This window comes from Acidicapsa dinghuensis (genome assembly GCF_025685685.1).
In the GTDB taxonomy this organism is placed as follows: domain Bacteria; phylum Acidobacteriota; class Terriglobia; order Terriglobales; family Acidobacteriaceae; genus Acidicapsa; species Acidicapsa dinghuensis.
The window spans coordinates 777,685-795,912 of the sequence record NZ_JAGSYH010000001.1 but is presented as its reverse complement, the minus strand read 5'-3'; the positions used below and the strand labels follow the sequence as shown (position 1 = coordinate 795,912).

Annotated in this window: 13 protein-coding genes; 3 read left to right on the top strand and 10 right to left on the bottom strand. The window is 54.7% G+C overall.

Translation table 11 applies throughout. From position 1 onward, the window contains the following. The first annotated feature begins 97 nt into the window (after positions 1 to 97). Positions 98 to 1,699 carry a S10 family peptidase gene (locus tag OHL22_RS03080; RefSeq protein ID WP_263333068.1) on the top strand — a complete coding sequence of 534 codons (1,602 nt, stop codon included), beginning with the start codon at positions 98 to 100 and terminating at the stop codon, positions 1,697 to 1,699. Between the two features lie 30 nt (positions 1,700 to 1,729). Continuing rightward, positions 1,730 to 2,044, top strand: coding sequence for a hypothetical protein (locus tag OHL22_RS03075; protein WP_263333066.1), 315 nt, complete (start codon positions 1,730 to 1,732; stop codon positions 2,042 to 2,044). A 145-nt stretch (positions 2,045 to 2,189) separates the two neighbouring features. On the opposite strand, the gene OHL22_RS03070 is transcribed toward OHL22_RS03075, so the two are convergent. The 3 genes from OHL22_RS03070 to OHL22_RS03060 are packed head-to-tail and all read right to left on the bottom strand — an operon-like array spanning position 2,190 to position 6,051. Further along, complete coding sequence (locus OHL22_RS03070; RefSeq protein ID WP_263333064.1) at positions 2,190 to 2,762, bottom strand: hypothetical protein; 573 nt, start codon at positions 2,760 to 2,762, stop codon at positions 2,190 to 2,192. Beyond that, a complete protein-coding gene (locus OHL22_RS03065; protein WP_263333062.1) occupies positions 2,759 to 4,654 on the bottom strand; it encodes a sensor histidine kinase in 1,896 nt (631 codons plus the stop codon). Before OHL22_RS03065 ends, OHL22_RS03070 begins: the two co-directional genes overlap by 4 nt. Further along, the gene (locus OHL22_RS03060; RefSeq protein WP_263333060.1) at positions 4,651 to 6,051 is read right to left on the bottom strand and encodes a sigma-54-dependent transcriptional regulator; all 1,401 of its coding nucleotides are present in this window, start codon (positions 6,049 to 6,051) and stop codon (positions 4,651 to 4,653) included. The genes OHL22_RS03065 and OHL22_RS03060 overlap by 4 nt, the downstream gene beginning before the upstream one ends. Positions 6,052 to 6,223: 172 nt before the next feature. On the opposite strand from OHL22_RS03060, the gene OHL22_RS03055 reads away from it, so the two are divergent. Then, positions 6,224 to 6,547, top strand: coding sequence for a rhodanese-like domain-containing protein (locus OHL22_RS03055; protein WP_263333058.1), 324 nt, complete (start codon positions 6,224 to 6,226; stop codon positions 6,545 to 6,547). Here OHL22_RS03055 and OHL22_RS03050 read toward each other — a convergent pair. The 7 genes from OHL22_RS03050 to OHL22_RS03020 all read right to left on the bottom strand — a co-directional run bounded on the left by OHL22_RS03050 (position 6,544) and on the right by OHL22_RS03020 (position 18,106). Then, complete coding sequence (locus OHL22_RS03050) at positions 6,544 to 8,535, bottom strand: hypothetical protein (RefSeq protein ID WP_263333056.1); 1,992 nt, start codon at positions 8,533 to 8,535, stop codon at positions 6,544 to 6,546. The genes OHL22_RS03055 and OHL22_RS03050 overlap by 4 nt on opposite strands. A gap of 278 nt (positions 8,536 to 8,813) precedes the next feature. After that, a complete protein-coding gene (locus OHL22_RS03045; RefSeq protein WP_263333054.1) occupies positions 8,814 to 9,347 on the bottom strand; it encodes a copper resistance D family protein in 534 nt (177 codons plus the stop codon). A 371-nt stretch (positions 9,348 to 9,718) separates the two neighbouring features. Continuing rightward, positions 9,719 to 10,084 carry a copper homeostasis periplasmic binding protein CopC gene (gene copC / locus OHL22_RS03040; RefSeq protein ID WP_263333052.1) on the bottom strand — a complete coding sequence of 122 codons (366 nt, stop codon included), beginning with the start codon at positions 10,082 to 10,084 and terminating at the stop codon, positions 9,719 to 9,721. A gap of 200 nt (positions 10,085 to 10,284) precedes the next feature. Beyond that, positions 10,285 to 11,493, bottom strand: a complete 1,209-nt coding sequence (locus OHL22_RS03035) for a hypothetical protein (RefSeq protein ID WP_263333050.1) — start codon at positions 11,491 to 11,493, stop codon at positions 10,285 to 10,287. A 3-nt stretch (positions 11,494 to 11,496) separates the two neighbouring features. After that, positions 11,497 to 12,633 (bottom strand): hypothetical protein, encoded by a 1,137-nt coding sequence (locus OHL22_RS03030; protein ID WP_263333048.1) that lies wholly within the window; start codon positions 12,631 to 12,633, stop codon positions 11,497 to 11,499. A 101-nt stretch (positions 12,634 to 12,734) separates the two neighbouring features. After that, positions 12,735 to 14,156 (bottom strand): tetratricopeptide repeat protein, encoded by a 1,422-nt coding sequence (locus OHL22_RS03025; RefSeq protein WP_263333046.1) that lies wholly within the window; start codon positions 14,154 to 14,156, stop codon positions 12,735 to 12,737. A gap of 89 nt (positions 14,157 to 14,245) precedes the next feature. Then, on the bottom strand, positions 14,246 to 18,106 hold the full coding sequence (locus OHL22_RS03020) for a TonB-dependent receptor (RefSeq protein WP_263333045.1): 3,861 nt from the start codon (positions 18,104 to 18,106) through the stop codon (positions 14,246 to 14,248). Positions 18,107 to 18,228: the final 122 nt, after the last annotated feature.

The following is an 18,228-nucleotide window of genomic DNA, read 5'->3' as shown; positions in this document are numbered from 1 at the left end:
CGGCGCTCGTTCGAAGAATGCCGCTGCATGCTTGCAACCGTCCTTTGCATGCGCGTGCATTTTCCCCAATTCCAATTCTTTGAGGGAGACTCCAAGCGTGATCGTTTCGCGAAAACGGCCCGTCCTAAGAGCAATCGCTTCAGCTATTACGCCTGCTGCTTTGGCCTTTGTTCTTGTGTCTACACTGAGCACTTCGGTTTTTGCGCAGGAACGTCGCGCCAATGCCGAAACGAAAGAAGAAACGCCGTCAAAAGATATTCCGATACCTGTAGAGAAGGCTGCCGTAACACAGCATCAGGAGACGATAGGCGGACGTGAGATTCATTACACCGCGACGGCTGGAAATCTGCTGATCAGTAAAGAAGATCACGACGACTACGAACGGCCCTATCACAGCATCTTCTACATCGCTTACACGGAAGATGGCGCCGATGCCAATACCCGGCCTGTGACGTTCCTTTACAACGGCGGTCCAGGATCAGCCACGATCTGGCTGGAAATGGGATCAGTCGGCCCGATGCGTGTACTGACTGACAGTCCGGATGCAACCCACAATGCGCCCTTCAAGATCGTTCCCAACGAATACAGCCTGCTCGACAAGACGGATCTCGTCTTTATCGATGCGCCGGGAACCGGATTCTCTCATCCGGTGGGGAAGGGAACAGTGAAAGACGTGGCCGGAGTCGATGAAGATCTGACTGCCTTCACGAAGTTCATCGTTCGCTACATTACGGTGAACCATCGCTGGAATTCACCGAAGTTCCTGTTTGGCGAGTCGTACGGAACCACGCGCTCGGCGGGTTTGTCCGCGACACTGAATTCCGCAGGAGTGCAATTGAATGGCATTGTGTTGCTTTCGTCCATTCTGAACTACAACGCTCATGCAGCCGGTCTTGACAATGGCTACATCACCGACTTCCCGAGCTTTGCTGCAATTGCCTGGTATCACAACAAGGTGCCTAACAAGCCTGCAGATGTGATGACTTTCATCCGGCAAGCTCAGGAGTTTGCGCATGGTCCGTATGCGGAAGCGTTGTGGGCAGGCAATGCTCTGAGCGACGCAGATGCGGACAAGATTGCAAACCAGATGAGCCATTTCATCGGGCTGTCGCCGCAATTCATCAAGGAAGCGAATCTGCGGATCAGTGCTTCCCGGTTTCGCAAGGAGCTGTTGCGCGACGAGAACAAGATTCTTGGTCGCTACGACGCTCGTTTCGAAGGACCGGATGCAGAAGCAGCCGGCGACAACGCACCTTACGATCCTTCGGATACGGGCATCAGCGGAGCCTATATCGCCGCTTTCCATTCGTATCTGCAGAACGATCTGAAGGTCACGGATACCGATACTTATAACAACAGCGGTCCCGGGCTTAATCAGAACTGGGATTTTAATCACCGGCCTGCAGGTGCGATGGGTCCGTTCGGACGCGAGCAGCGTATGCCCTATGTGGCAGGCGATCTGGGCGATACAATCCGCAAGAACCCACACCTCAAGGTTTTTGCGGCGAATGGTGTCTACGATCTGGCGACTCCGTTTACTGCGACTGAATGGGAGCTTGCCCACATGGGCACAGAATCCAAGATGCGCAGCAACATCACGTGGGGATACTATCCGGCTGGACATATGGTGTATCTGAACGTGGAAGCACTCAAGTCTTTCCGGCAGGATCTCGGGCACTTTTACGATAATGCCAAATAACGAATGGCCTTGAGGGAGAGTTAAAACGCGATGAGAACGAAGATGCGAGAAACCCTCTTCTTCAAGGCCTTCATCTTTTCTTTACTTATCAATGCATTAGTTTGCAGCGCCGGTATGCTGAGTGACCTGGCCAAGCCACTGCAATTTCTTGGCTACTTCGCACGTGCCGTCACTGCTCCTCCGGCGTTTCTCATTGGATGGCTCATCAGGCCTCGTACGTCGTCATTGCCTGCGATTATTGGGGCTGGCATTGCGGGACTAGCCTTTTCCGTCGTCTTCTACGCGGTCGTTCTCTGGCTTGTATTGCTGTATATGAATAGATCCAGCCAAAAGAATGCTGAGTGATTCCCAGATATTTTCGGTTCTCGCTGTAGAGTGCATTGCACTCTCTCCATGTTCCGCAAGCAAGATTTTGTGCTTCCGAAACATGATATGAACTTTACTTTCTATTTACGCTATCGCCGAACAGGCAGGCATTGACTGCTTAAGATTACTGGCTTAGCTCAGCCAGGAGCACTTTGGCTTTCTTGGCCAGAGTCAAGGCTCCGTCAACATCTCCGGAGTTGAGGGCCGCACGGGCCTGTTTCAGGAATTCCTTGATTTGTGCAGCAGTTTTGGTCTCGTTGTCATTGAGATGGCGTGTTATGCCGTTGAGCCCCTTCTCCGTGGTGTTGATATCATCTTCCGCCTGAGAGCGTTGATCGCCGGATGAAGCACCGGAAAGTTGTCCGATGGGGTTCGCGGCAGATCCACTGGGATTGGCAGATGCTTCCTGAGTCGGCTGCTGAGTGGTAGGAGCCGGTTTCTTCTTATGGTGTACAGGTTTTTTCGGCTGTTCCTGTGGTTGAGGCGCAGGTGGAGTCGCAGGTTTTGCTGGTTCTACCACCTCGGGAGGAGGTAAATTCGCAGTCGAAACAGTTGAGGGTTGTTGCGCAGGAGCATCCACAATTGGCGGAGCCAAAGTTTGTTGTGGCGTCTTATCTTTATGGTCGCAGCCCTGCAGAAGTGCAACGGAAGCCAGCACCGAAAGCAGCCACGCACTAGACGTGACGGTACTCCTCATTCTTTAAACCCTTTCGTACGTTCTAACGCCGTCGGCTGAGGATGCCGCCGTCCCCGGTCCGTGGCGGAGAGAGGTATTCGCAACTGGAACACTGAGCCACGGCCTACTTCTGATTGTACGTCGATACTGCCATGATGCAACTGCAGAATACGATACGTCATGGCAAGCCCGATTCCGCTTCCCTCCCGTTTGGTCGTGAAATACAGGTCGAAAATTTTGTCTCTTAGTTCCTGTGAAATGCCGGTTCCTTCGTCTTTAATTTCGATGATCCCTAATTTACCCTCTTCGAGAAGCCGAATCTGGAGGTTGCCTCCCTCGGGCATAGACTGTGCACCGTTCTGCATTACGTTCAGTAAGGCTTGTTTCAGCAGATCAACATCGATCTTTACCGGTACCGGGTAGGGAGGAAGATAACTGGTCAAATGTACGTTGCGCATCGACATCTCCTCGGCAGAGAGCGCCACAATGTCTGACACCACATCGCGTAAATCGTACTCGATCAGCCGTACTTCTACCGGACGGGAGAAATCGACAAGTGTTTGCACAACCCGGTCAAGGCGATGAATTTCAGAATCGATTACGTCAAGATGACGGACGGCCGGAGCCGCTGCATTGCCCAGCTTTGTTTTGAGCAGTTCCAGGTGGACAACGATCGCGTTGATGGGATTCTTGACTTCGTGACCAACGCCCGACGTCAAGCGGCCAATCGCTGACAGTCGCCGGGAAAGTTCCAGTTCGCTCTCGATGACCTGCACGGATTCCACGTCGTGCAGGGTCAACAGCGCACCAAGCCCTCCTCGGGTTCCATCATCGTGAATGAAGTCGAGCGAAACTTCGATACGATTTCCGGCCTCGATGGTCACTTCTTCCTTGACCAGGGACATTCCGGCGTCCCATGCTTCCCGGATCAGACGTCCGAGGACAGTCGAGCGATCAAAGATTTCTTTGGCTTGCAGGTTAAGAAGCTCATTGCGATTCACTCCGAGGAATCTGGCGACGGCATCGGAGACGAGTACGGTACGTCCATCAGCGGTGAAGAGCATGAGGCCGTCCTGTAGATTTCCGAGAACCTGATCGAGGTTTTCTTTGAGCGCGGAGAAGACCTCCTCGACATTTCTCATGCGCTGCCCAATGCGCTCGATTTTGTTCGAAACCTTGGCAACTGTGTCGAAGCGTTGCTCTTCCGCTGGCGGGTCTTCTGCCAGTGGGGTCCAGTAATCGAGTTGAAGATTGAGTTCTTCGATAGGGCGGAGGGCCAGATTGGCAAGGAAGAATGCGATGACCAGCGAGATTACAAGCGCAAGCGACATCAAGGTCAAGGTACGCCGGGCTAGAGGCTCATATTGAGTGCGCAGCAGGGAACTACGAACACCGACACGTACCGTAGCAAAGGGTTCACCATTTCGCTGAAGCGGAATGATTACGTCATATACTTTTATAGGACCAAAAACAGCTTTGAGAAGTTCAACAGCATTGCTGTCGCGAAGGGTTTCATAGTTTTCCCGTATCGGCAGGGGCTGGTCCTGACCGCCGGCACGAGTCGTGAGCAGGGCACGGTCATCGGTATCTCCGATACTCACGTCATAAATCGTGGGTGAGTAACGGAGTGCAGAATTCATGGCTCCATTGAGCGATTCGTCTTTGCGTATTGCGTCCGCAACAAGATTTCTCAACTGGGCTTTATCGCCCGGGGTGATCGCGTCATTTCGTAAGCCGTTTTCGAGCGCTTGTTGCAGGGCGTACCAGACCTCCTGCGCCACAATCACATTTGTTTCATAGGATTGATTGACGACAGCCTGAAGCAACTGGCTCATGTAAACAAGAGACAGCACTGTTGTCGTGAGAAAGACCAGGCTGGTAATAGCCAGAACAAGTTTGGTTTTCAAACTCATTCTCTTGTTCCTCCGCTATCGCGCTGGCTGTCGTATTCCTTGAGCTTGTTATGCAACGTCTTCAAGCTCACGCCGAGAATTTCCGCTGCCCGAGTCTTGTTCTGATTGGTCGACTCCAGTGTGCGCAAGATCAACAATCGCTCCGCTTCGTCAACAGTAGAGCCCAGCGGTACCACGATACTTTGGGCATCAGCGACAGCGGCGGTCAGCGCGTTGGTTCTGCCAAAATTGGGTGGAAGCTGCGCAATATCGATGAATCCACCCTCTGGCGCGAGAATAACGGCTCTTTCCACCAGGTTGCGTAATTCGCGAGCGTTCCCGGGCCAGTCATGTTGTTGCATCCGTTCCAGCACTGCAGGAGTAAATCCCGCCACCCTTCTGCCGTGTCTCTGATTCATCTCGGCGATCATCGCCATTGCCATGTCAGGAATATCTTCCCGATGTTCGCGAAGCGGCGGCATGTGAATGTGAAATACATTCAAACGGTAGTAGAGATCGGAGCGAAGTTTTCCCTCAACAACCGCAAGCTCAGGGTCGCGGTTGGTGGCTGCCAGCACTCGAACATTGACGTCCTGTTCGTTGCGAGCGCCCAGACGGCGCAGCTTGCGATCTTCAAGGACGCGAAGCAGCTTGGCCTGTGTACCGATTGGCATCTCACCCAGCTCATCGAGTAGGAGGGTACCGTCCTCCGCCAGTTCGAAGCAGCCTGCACGGCGCTCAACAGCACCGGTGAATGCGCCTCTCTCGTGGCCGAATATCTCGCTTTCCATCAGGGATTCGGGGATGGCCGCGCAGTTCACTGCGACAAACGATCGCGCTTTGCGCTCGCTAAGGTCATGCAGGGTACGGGCAACGAGCTCCTTCCCGGTGCCGCTCTCGCCGGTAATCAGGACGGAGACATTAGATGGAGCGATCCGTTCAATGAGCCCGAAGACCTCCTGCATCATGCGTGAATGGCCTACCAGTGAGCCGAGAACGCCATTTTGGCGGAGTTGACGCCGGGTAACCTCAAGCTCGATGTCGGTGTCGAGTTGCCGGGCCGCGTTGGCAAGGATGGTCTTGAGCCGCGTTGCGTCGACGGGTTTCTGGATGAAGTCGTAGGCGCCGAGCTTCATTGCATCGACTGCAAGTTCAACGGAGCCCTGTGCCGTCAGCACGACAACCGCCATTTTGCTGCCGGATTCGGTTAGCTTGGTTAATAACTCAAGCCCGTCCATCCGCGGCATTTTCAGATCGGTGACGACAATTGCGGGATCCCAAGTGAGAACCTTCTCGTATCCCTCGATGCCGTCGCGGGCCGTTTCTGTGCGGTAACCCCATGCTGATATGAGCTCCGCCAGCCCCATCAGGGCATGGACCTCGTCCTCGACGATTAGAACCTTGGTTTGCGCGTGCATACTATCCAGTATTGTTTTACGTGATTTCCCTTGCCGGATGCTTTCATTTGGGCAGTAGAGAAATCTAAGCCAGTGTATCGTTTTCTGCCGTAGTCATTCAGACACATAGCTGGCCGAAACCACTCGACGCGAATTGGCGATGCGGCGGGTTTGTCACATATCCTGAATAGATATGTATGAATACGAAATTTCCGCCAAAGATGCCGCCGAAATCCTGAGCGAGGGCAAAGCAAGGCTGATCGATGTTCGGGAGCCGTGGGAATTCCAGGTCGCCAGTATTCCTGGCAGCACCTTGATGCCGATGGGAGACATCCCGTCGCGGGCCCACCAGGAGCTTGACCCGGATGAACGTCTTTTGATCTTGTGCCACCATGGAGCAAGGTCGCTGAGCGTGACTCATTGGCTTCGGCAGCAGGGTTTCGATGCGGCACAGTCCGTCGCAGGTGGAATCGATGCGTGGTCCTATGATGTGGACCCTGGCGTGCCGAGATACTAAGGATTGTCTGTTTTTTCCACTCTCCCTTGTGGTGCACTTTTTACGCGTACGGCTGGTCCCGCAGGGTTGGTAGGCTGCAGTTCCCACTCGCCCGGCGCAATGTCAACGAGGTGGAATTCACGCGTCACATCCTGTAAAGAAAGCTTGAGATGCGTCGGGAAAGCCCCAGATTGCCGGGCGGTTTCCCATCGCTTGACGGCGTCCAGGATTGCGAGCTTATCCGCAGGGATGGTTATACCGGATGCCGCGGCTTGCTGCGCCTGGCTTTCAAAGCTGATGGCAAGGGCGAATCCGGCATCGAAGCCGGCGGAGCGCGCGCCGAGCCACTCGGCGTCTTCCAAGGTGGTTTCCTTCCTAAGCGAAAACCAGCCAAGCATGCGGGGAATGAGATTGCGTGTGTATAGGATCTGGTTCTTCATACGCAGCATGGTCTGGCTCTCGCGAAAACCTGCATACCAGGGTTCACCCCAGTTGTAGCGAGTGGCGATATGCCAGGTGAAGTGATGCGGCATGCTGGCGTCGTTGATGAATGCTTCGCGGATCTCCGGACGCATCTCATCCCACCAGGTTTTGGTGAAGAGTGAGCAGCCGTATTGGCCCATTCCGGTAGACCAGTTGCCTTCGAGACCATCGAGCGAAGTCTGCTGCGCTCCGGTGTGGTTGCAGAATCTGGCCAGATTACGCGCCACCTCGATGCTGAGGCTGGTGTCGGTGAGAAAGACTTTGTAGTCATGGTCCAGCAAACGGCCAACTGTGGCGTCAATGGGATGCGAGGAAGCATGGGTCCCGAAGGCGCCCCGTTTGCACTGAAGCAAACGCCAGGGGGACTGGGCTGACACGGCTTCGTATTGGATGAGTTCGTCACCGATGACCACGGTGTTGAGTGCGCTGTGCTTTTGAAAATACTCGGGATCATCGACGGGGATTTCTGTCTGCGTAGGATCAATGGCGGCAGTGAGCCTGGCCGTGCCTATGTGAGCCAGTCGCGGGTCGGGTTTGGGAGTCACATACGCGTCGTTTGTAGTAATGAAGTTTGAGAGCATGTGAAAGCCGACCTTAATACCTGCTTTACGGCCCTCGTCAACGCAATATTTGAACCCGTCCCACCCGCGAGGGAAGAGGTCGCGCTTGAGCTCGAAATGGCCCCATGTTTCAAAGGGAGAGCTTTGGTAGAGGTATCGCAGGCCCGCGCGTTTGGTTAGCTCGATTGCATGAGCTATCGAGGCTTCGCCAAAGTCGGCGATGAGATACGAATCAGTAGCGTGGATGGATTGCTTGGCCCAGACACCTTCCAGCATGGGGTGAGGCAGTCCTTCGGAGACTTCGACTGCCCCAAGAGTGGAAAGAGATTCTGATGCTGGAGAGGCGAAGAGTGCAATTTTACTGCCGATTACTCCGCCGTCATTGAATGGCGGCGCGTCGTACTTCTCCCACCCCCAGTTTGAGATGATGCGCGCGTGATCGCGGTTGCGGCAATAGGCTTGCAGATCGCTGCCGTTCGCGGTAAGACGTGCTGTATCGCCGCGCCAGCGTTGCTTGTTTTTCAGTTCCGCAGGAAGTCCTGGATAGTTGCCTGGATCATCAGCCTCAACGGAATCCGGCTCGATGTCGCTCTCTTCGTTCGGATAACCACCAAGTGTCTTTACGTTGAGCGCTTGTATGCCGATTGCGCATTCACCATCCCGCACGACGCCGACAATCTCGCCAACGATCTCATGAATGGTGGTCGGGTACGATCCCCACAAGACCAGTTCTACAGGCTGATTGCTGTCGAGTTGCACGAGCTCGAAGGTGATATGTGTTGGCCTTTGCCGCACCGCAATTTGTGCCGTCGCATCGATGTCTGCATAGCGAAGAATCAGATGAGTATGGGACTCATTCCACGTCGATGCTGAAGGGGCGTGAAAATTGCCAAGAATGCGCAGGCTCAACAGCGGCGCAGGCTGCGGCATGTAATTGCGATTGCGGAAGTGGATTGCTGAAAGCATTCCTGCATTATTGAATTCGAAGGCGGCATAGCGAGTACGAAGGCTGTGCTGCTCAAGAGCCTCGGCTACCAGAGAATGGCAAGCCAGGTATGTGGAAGCGCCGGCCGTTGTTATCAGACGGCCGAATTCGCGGCGGTTAAGATTTCCGCTACTGTCGCACGATGCAGAGGAACTTGGCGCCGAGGAACTCTCCGATGTGTTCTGGCATAGCAGCTTTGGTTTCATGTCCATCGATCTGTCATTGTCCTCGGGGTTCCGATGATTTGTGTCGTGGATATTTACATTTCCCCTGGGGGCAGATTGGCAAGCCACGCGGAGCAAACTATTACTGCGATCATCAGCATAGCTTCAGTTCGCAGCCATCGCCGCATGATCGTAGCTTGACGATCAGTCCACGGTAGCGGCGCTTTCAGCAGGAATCGTACTCGTGCACCGTGTCCCAACGCGAGAAGCACGAAGGAAAGTTTCAAGAGCAGCATGCGCCCCCATGGCGTGTGAGGCAGCGGAACGAGCGATCCTCCCTGGCCTTCCCAGGAATTGTAGATTCCAGTAGCGATGACGATGGCCAGCGCCACTGTGATGGTTTGCGAGAGCCGCCTGCCAAACAGCGCCAAATCGTCGAAGTGGTTGGCGGAGGCCAGGCAAGGAGCAGTTATCAATCCGGCGATGATGACTCCACCGCTCCAGGTCGCGATAGAACACAGATGCAGGAACTGCATCGCTTCGCGCAAAGTAAAGTCTCCATCAGAGGCGGCATGCCCGTTAAAGGAGCGGAAGGCAAGGAAACACACGACGAGGCCTATCCCAAGCATCGTGCCTTTAATTCTGGATAGAGAAGAGAAGAGGAACGATAACAAGAGGAGGCAAGGGAGAAGACACCAGCTTATGAGGAGTGCTCTGCCCGAATGAGTGCTCGCGACGTCTGGCATGGCTTGCCAGGCGTCAGTCCATGAGGTATCCCCGACCATCGACGCTGAGAGCAGGAAAAATTGAACTGGGAGCAGCAGAAGTAACGCCACGGATGCTGTTCGAAGACATGCTCTTAGCTTCTTGTCGCCAGTGCTCAGTCTTCCGATCCAGAGACGGTTTAGCAGAGCCCCCGCCGCGGACACATACGCGACGTCGGTGAATGCGGCGGCGCAGATTCGCATGACCGGGAAGAGAGTTGGCATTTCGAAATGTTTTATCGCACCGTGAACTTGTAGCTTCCCTGCAGCCGATGCCCGTCAACTGAGACATTAACCCAGTGAACGATGTAGGTCCCGGCAGGCAGCGTGGGCACTGGCAGGGAAATAGTTTTGGGATCGCCGGGGACGGCTGCAGAACTCTGGGGATCTGCTGATTTGCCTTCCATATTGGTCAGCTTGATAGAGCTGAATTTGGGCTCTACAGCCTCTGAGAATGTAATGGAAATTTTGCTCGGCGCTGGCCCGGTTGAATCCGGTGCAGGAGCCATGGTCGTGGGGTGGGCGTGCGCAAAGGCAGATGGTGCGGCTGCCACTGAGAGTGCAATTACAGTCGATAGCAAGGTATTTTTGAAGCGATGCATGGTCCCTCCCTTTGGAGCAGATGGATAATGAGAGCGATGGTTGACTGATCGCGCTCATTAGACATTAATACCTGTGGCCGGCTGCTGTTTGCACAGGTTCGTATCACTGGCGCATTCCACAATACGAGGATATAGATTACAGCTTGTACCGGCGTATGAGATGTAGCTTTGCGTCCATCGGTGTCGCGGTCTATTGAGCCTTAGGAAGTTGCTAGCGTCAGCAGCCCTTTCAGATCGAGCTTCGATCCTGAGGTCGTTCCTCGCGGAAGTGTTGGTGTAACAGCAAGTGCCTGCGAATGTCCCTCATACCAGACCACCAAAGAAGATTGTTCTGCTCCAGGCAAGCGTTGTTGATTGATCCAGTGATAGTAAGCTCCCATGTCGCCGTCTATGAGGGAGCCAACTGGATCTAGTTCGATCTTGGAATCGTTGTTTGACAGTAGCTCGTTCATCGATCGTTGCCGCTGGCGTGGCGCATAACGAGCGACGAGCGTTAATGGCTGAGCTCGCCGCAGACACTCTCTGCACGCCCATTGCACAAACGTTGTCGAGAAAATCTGTGTGCCGGATCCCTCGGTAAACAATTTCAACCGATATCTCCCCATTACAGGATCGCCGCCATCGTCGAAGCCGAGGTCCGACGGAGTCAGTTGTGCCATGTGAGTGCGAAGCTCTTCAGGACCCATGCCGGGTCTCGTGATCTCGGATTGCATGAAACGCAAAAGTGAGTCGCGAAGCGGTGTGATGCCCTGATAAGAGACAGATGTCAACGAGGTATGAGGAGGTTCTGGTGATCCGCCATCGATATACCAGTGCAGATAATTTCCAGGATGGTTGCTGGCGCGTGTTGACGCGAATTCGAGTATCTGCGCCAGGCCATTGTCAGGGGTGACGGCTTCGAAGAGCGTTCCATGTTGCCGAAGTTGTTTAAAGAGGTGTCCGTCATACTGTGGAACATCTTTGCCGATTACGGCGATTCCGACACGAGGAATCGGCAACGGGGCAACCGGCAGGTTTGCGTCTAACTGTCTGCCGTATTCTGTCGCCGCAGACCGGAAAGCATCGAGCTGGTGGGTACGCCACAGATAAGCCGACAATTCCTCGGTGAAGCGGCCTGGTTCATCGACCCAATCAAGCCTCTCAAGATCACCCGTGAGTTTTAGCTGCGCAAAGCCAGCAAAACGGGCGTCGAGTTTCTCAGCTGAAAGATGGTCAAGATCTGCCAATTCGCGGTCGATGGCAGTGCGCTCTGCGGGGAAGCGGTAGTCGTAATCGATGACCTCACGCAACAGGCTCGCTACAAAACTGAGAGGAAGCTGCCGCAACACGTTGAGATGGGTAACAGCTACATGTTTTGCTTCAGGTGGATATTTGCTGAATTTATCGGGAGTGAGATCGCTTGGCTGCATAGCTTATACCAGCTCCCGAATAGGCTTGCCGCTGGAAAGAGAGGTTTGAAAACCCATCATAGCGCCCAGGGTCGGTACGAAGTCGATCGATTGTACTGGCTGGTCGTAGATAACGCCCTGGCGAACTCCGGCTCCGAGAGCCATCATCCATGTCGTCCGTGAGGCAATATCGCCGGTACGATGGTGTTGAAATCCATTGCCCCCGGCGTCTTCGTCAGAATCGCGACCAAAGTCAGGCAGGATGAACATGGTTGTGTTGTTTGCGTATTCGGGCTCGCTTTGCACGGCTTTCCATAGTTCTGCGCAGAGCCGGTCGGTGCGCTGTATGCCTTCAATGTAGAGCGAGTAAGCCCCCGCATGCGCTACATCGATATCGTGCATGGTGATCCAGAGCAGGCTTGGAGCCTCCTGGCGCATGAGCTGTCGCGCGATGTAGACCGACAATTCATCCGGGCTTGAGAGTGTGCGTGCGTGCGCGCGAAACTCATCTACTGAGAGCTTCAGCATTTCCTGCAACTGATGCAGCTCAAATTCATTGCCGGTAAGTTGAGGCGTGTACAGGGGCGTTTCGTAGTTGTCTCGCAGCAGATGTTCGAACTCGGCATCGGAACCGCTAAGCGTCGCCGTGAGTAAATGTTTGGGTAGAATGACCTTCGCGCCGAGCCCGGGACCGTAGGATCGGTTGTCGCTCTCACCAATGCGGTTGAATCCGTTGCTTGGCGCGACTACCCATGCGTCTGATGCAGGACGGCGCAGCTCTTTGCGGAAGTATTCAAATACAGTGGGGTGATCTGGAGGCACGGCGGCGAAGTTATTGAGCGTTTCATAGACGCCGGTAGCAAGACTGGCCGTGGCGACATAGTGACCGAGAATGCCTTGATTCTGTACGTGCGTGAAGAAAGAGGATTGTGGAAGCAACTCGTGCATCAGGTTCGGAATATTCTCTTGACCCTCGGGCGCAAAGGTCTCCTGGTCACGTGCGCCGCCGCCAAAGGTGACGACAATGACTTTGCGCTTATTGAGTACGGAGGCAGCCCTTGCGAGAGGGCTGGCTGAAACCAGCGACGAGCCGAGTGACATTGCCGCAGCGCTACGCAGGAAATCTCTTCGATTGATGCTAAGCCGGCGCGCGATTTGCATCGGCGAGCTCTCCAACATGGATCCCTGCCCTGATGTACGAATTGATTCAGTGCGGATATTCAACGAATGATACCTGGTTCTTTCCATAAAACGTTGCCGGCCTATTGAGGCCCGGCAACTGCGCCGCTCTTTGCGGAGTATATGAATTGTCGGACTTCAGCGCGTTCACGATCAAGTTCAGCCAGATGTTGCGCACGCAGCCGCTGATAGATCTCAATTTCTCCCTTGGCTTTGTCCCGTTGATCCGTATGAACGTAACTCTGACCCAACCTGTAGTGCGCATCAGCAAGACTCGCATCGAGCGCAATGGCTTTCTGATAAAAAGGAATTGAATCAGCATACTTATGCTGGTCTGAGAGCAGATTTCCCATCTGCAACTGCGCCTCGGGCATGCGCGGATCAAGTGTAATCGCTTTATCGAGCAGTGCCTGAATCTGATGCGGATCGAACCCTGCGTCTTCCGTCCGCTTTCCCTTCCACAGGCTCATCGCGTAATAGTAAGCGGCGTGGGCATTCTTGGGTTGCAGCTCTGCATAACGGCGAAAGCGCGCGATCACGTCTTCCGCCTGATTCGGTGAACTGTCATATGCCTTCGAAAGAAAGAGATAGCCGCGAGGATCTGAGGGATCAAGATCGGCGGCCACCAGAAGCGCCTTGACCGATTCATCGTATTTGCCGAGCGAATAGAGTGCCATGCCTAGCCCGATGCTCATACGCGGAGACTTTGGGTATCGCCTGACTCCTTCCTGGAAGACCTCTACGGCAGGATTATAGGTGCGATGGAGAAGCAATTCGCTGCCCCAGCCAAAAAGGTTGTCATCGCTGGGATCCATGTGAGCGGCGGTCTGAAACTCATTGATAGAATCGATGAATTTACCTGTGTTTTCATCTATTTGCCCAAGCATATTGTGAACCTCAGCAGTGTCTTTAACCTTTAACAGGCGGTGCGCTTCGGTCTCAGCCTCGGTGTTCCGATCGGTCAACAAGCAAGCCATCGCAAGATCATAGCCATTGTCGTACTGCTCCGGTTGGATCTCTGCCGCAGCTTTAAGGAAGGGAATAGCTCTGGCGGGCTTTCCGTCCTGCACATACAGCTCGCCGAGATCGTGGTTTGCATTGTAGTTATGGGGCTCAATCGCGAGTGCTTTTTGAAATTGCTGCGCCGCAAGATCCGCTTTACCTGTCTGCGTGAGCACCGCCGCCAGATTGACGTGCCCAGCGGCAGAGCCAGGATTGAGCCGTGCAGCTTCCTCAAGCTGCGTGACTGCTTTATCGTTCAGCGATTGGGCCGAGTAAACCATGCCGAGCAGCTCATGAACTTCAAAGCTTGCCGGAACCTGCCGTGCCAGTTTTTCGAGAATAGCCGCGGCTTCAGGAAATTTGCCGGCATTGAAATCGACGGACGCCTGCTGGAAATACCGGTCGAGATTCGAAGCGCTCTCGCCCGATTGTCCGTGAGCGCAAAGGGTACACAGGAGGAGCGCTGCCGTCAGGGTATTTGCGAGATAGGGTCGCCGGATCACTAATCGAACTCTGCCACCGTCGTATCAACTACAGGATAAGCATACAAAAACCCCGGGAGGCACGCCTCCCGGGGTTTGGTTGAGGTGCGTTAGTAGTACAGCTTCAAGGCAAACTGAATCTGACGAGGATCGTAAGGAGCATCGCGCGTCGATCCGACTTCACCGAAGTGTGGATCTGTGATGGTGCCCGAACCACCGATGGCTACAACGCCGTTGCCGCCAAAGTTAGGAGCATTGAAGTTCGGGTGGTTGAAGATGTTGAAGAATTCCGAACGGAATTCAACTGAGTACCGCTCGGTCACCTGGAATCTCTTGAAGGCCGAGAAGTCGAGGCGATGGAAGCCAGGTCCAACCGTCTGACCGGGCTTGGAACCGAGGGCGTCGGCGCCGTTCAGAGGTGCGCAACCGGCGACTGAGGTAGTATTCGGTGCGATTGTTCCGGTGGAATCTGTTAGCTGACAAGGCTGGTTGAAGGCTGCGGCGTTGTTGATCCAGAACGGTCTCGGCGTTGGGTCGCCAGCCACCGTTTTGAGCTTCATGCCAAGCTGCGGACTTTGACCCGCAACCAGAATGTCGTTGCAACCAGTGCCAGATGTTGTGCCGGTTGGGCAGCCGAAGTTGAGAGGCTGTCCACCCTGCAGTGAGACGATCCAGTTCACTGCCCATCCGCCCAGGATTGTGTTGGCAAGACCGCTTTGGCTCAGGAACTGTTTGTTCTTACCCACCGGCAGCTCATATCCGCCGCTGAAGTGGACTACGTTGCGGAGGTCAAAGTCTGCCGGGGCCCAATCGAACCGAGGCCCGAGGCCAGGAACGTTGTAGGCACGCAAGCCGCCTGTGGTGCCGCCGTTGAGCAGGTCACCGGCGTCAGACATCGCTTTAGCCCACGTGTACGTCAGCAGGAAGGTGAGTCCGTTGGCGTACTGTTGTTCCAGCTTGGTCTGCAACGCGTGATACGTACTGTCGCCGTAGGAGACCTGATAACTGCCGCCTCCAAAGTCAGGGAAGGGCACGCAGCTATCCTCCGGGTAAGTTGCGTAGTCAGTGGTTGAGGTGTGGCAGCTCTTGGTGCCGCTGAGATTGCTGGGCAGAATCTTAGTGACGTTCTGGTAGCCCACGCCGCCCTGTAGATCGGCTCCCTGCGTGAAGACATAGGACGCCTGAGCTGAGATGGAGCGGGTAATGGAGTACTGCAGCGTCAGGTTCGCGCTGTAGGTTCTCGGGGTGCCGTAGTTGAACTGCAAGCCCTGCAGACCTAAACTCTGCGCGTTAAAGGTTGCAGGATCGAGTGGAATGCAGTTGAAGCCGGATTCGAAGTTGGCGGTTCCATGACCAGTGCTGGGGTCCCCGCCCGCCGTCGGGCAACTCGCGTAGCCCGTATTGTAGCTGGTGGGTACAACACCGCCTGAAGGTCCAACAAAGCTGGGAGCTGCCTGCGTACCGGGCGTTACGTTGAAGACGAAGGGATAGTTTTCGCCGATGTTCGGGCCGTATCCCTGGTTTTCAAACGAGTTGTAAAACAGTCCGACACCGCCGCGAACTACCAATTTCGGATTGACCTGATAGGCAAAACCTACACGCGGAGCGAGATTGGTCTTCTGCGTCTGCACCAGGCCCTTGCCCCACCGATCCGTCTCCAACGGAGTGATGCCGTCCAGGGCGAGTAAATCCTGGAAGCCTGCGCAACTGGCCAGGACAGTAAGGCAATCGGAAGTGGTAGACAGAGTCCGGACATCCTTGCCGCTCTGGGAATAGAGGAACGTTGGACCACCAAAGGGACTGCCGGAGACAGGGAAGGGAATGAAGTTGGCCTGCCCGCCGTTGGTCTCGTTGATGGGACCGAAGTAATCCCAGCGGACGCCAAGGTTTAGAGTCAGCTTGGGATTTACTTTCCAGTCGTCCTGGAAGTAGCTGGCAAAGTAAACCTTTTGATCGTAAGTTTTGTTGATGTTTGAGGAATCTACACTGTCGGCGCCGCCGGACCAGCTAAAGCCGCCCTCGCTAGTAGGATAGGTAGCTGCTTGCGGCGTCAGGAGAAATTGTGGAAGACCGCCTGTGGTTTCGCCCAGGTTCGGAATATCAGTGAATGATCCTCCGTAGTTGAACTGGCCGTGCGAATAGGCGGGCTGTAAGGTGGAGAACTTCACGTTCTGAAATTCGATGCCCATCTTGAAGCTGTGCTTGCCGTAGATCTTCGTGAAGTCATCGGTAACCTGGAGCGTCTGGCTGACTTCGTCTGAAGGCAGGAAGTTGTTGCTGCCGAGGTTTGCCAGTCCGCCGAAGGTGAATCCGGGAAGACCGCCGTTTTCCTGGCCTTGAACGATGTTGCCGTTGTTAGCGATGCCATATTGGGCCGGAATTCCAGCTACAGTACCTTCCGGTCCGAACCGGGTGGTATGAAGATGAGCGAAGCCAGCGCGAACCTGGTTGATGGTGTTGGGATTGAACACGTGAGTGTAGCCCGCTACCGCCTGGTCAGACTTGGCTGTCTGTATGCCCTGATTGAAGCTTCCGCCGTCAGCGACGCCACCAAAGATACCAGGGATATAGATTGGATCGTCCGAGTAGCTGAAGCGGACGAAAATCTGGTCTTTGTCTTCCGGGTTATAGTCCCCGCGAACATCGAAGCTGTTGCGATGCTCGTAGAGGTTTGGGCTGACACCGTAGGTCTGGATACCTGAATTCGGTGCTGGGTAGAGATTCAAAACATTGATTGCATTCGGATCGAGACGGCTTGCATCACTGATCTGGTTCAGAGTAGGACATGCAGCTTGAGTGATGTTGGCATTGCCCACGGCGCATCCAAAAGGATCGCGGACATAAGCGTCGCTGCCGGAGTTGTTGGTAAAGCCGGTAACCGGGTCCGGTTGCCCTGCACGAACTAAACGGGTAGTTGCCGGATCAAGTACGGTTCCCTTTTGAATGTTGCGGCCAATTGCATCGGTCCGGGTGGTTCCGTCATTGATTGAGAGAATGTCAGAAAGATTCTGGTAGTTGCTGCTGCGTTCCAGGGCCGTGGGCACGTTGCCGTCCTCAGCAGTGCCCTGTACCCGGCGGAATCCTTCGTAATCACCAAAGAAGAACGCCTTATTTCTGATGATTGGACCACCGCCGGAAGCGCCGAACTGGTTCTGGCGTAATTCACCCTTCTTGATGCCGGTGTTGTTTTCGAAAAAGTCAGCAGCATCGAGCTTGTCGTTACGGAAGAACTCCCAAACCGCGCCGTGCAGGCTGTTGGTGCCAGACTTAATCGTTGCATTCAACACCGCGCCGGCGGAACGCCCGAGCTCTGCGCTGAAGTCCGCCGTCTGCACCTTGAACTCCTGGATGGCATCCACTGGAGGCAGGATGACGTAGTTGGTTCCATTCAGGAAGTCAACGGCGTTGGAGTTGTTATCGATACCGTCCAGCAGGTAGTTATTCTGCGCCGGACGAAGGCCATTGGCAGAGAAGGCGCCCGAAGCCGCGTTGCCGCGCGTGTCAGCTTGCGGTGTCTGCATGCCGGCGCCGAGCTGCGCGAGGAAAGTGAAATTGCGGCCGTTCAGGGGAAGGTCGTTCACTTCCTGCGATCCGATTACCTGACCCATCGAGGCATCTTCGGTTTGCAGTTGAGGCGGGGCCTCAGTAATCTCGACGGTTTCCGTCGCGCCACCGGCCTTCAACTGCAGATTCACGCCAAGGTTCTGCGAAACCTGAACGATCAGGTTCTCCTGCGTGGTAGTGGCAAAACCTTTTGCCGCTACTGTGATCTTGTAGTGACCGATACGAACGGGGTTAAAGGAGTAGAAGCCGCTGCTGTTGCTCAGAGTTTCCAGGCTCAGACCTTGATCGGTGTTGAGCAGCGTAACGTGAGCCCCAGGTATCACAGCTCCAGAACTATCGGTCACAGTGCCTGTGATCGAGCCTTCGTCCACCTGTGCCTGCAGGGTTGATGCTGTCACCAGTACCATGCACACGCATCCGAGCGTGATGCCAGCTATGGTGGTCAGTCGTTTAAAGAAATTGCGCGTAAAGGCCATCCGAATAACCTCGACTTTCTCGTGAGTAACGCCGCGCTTCTTGAAAACTTCTG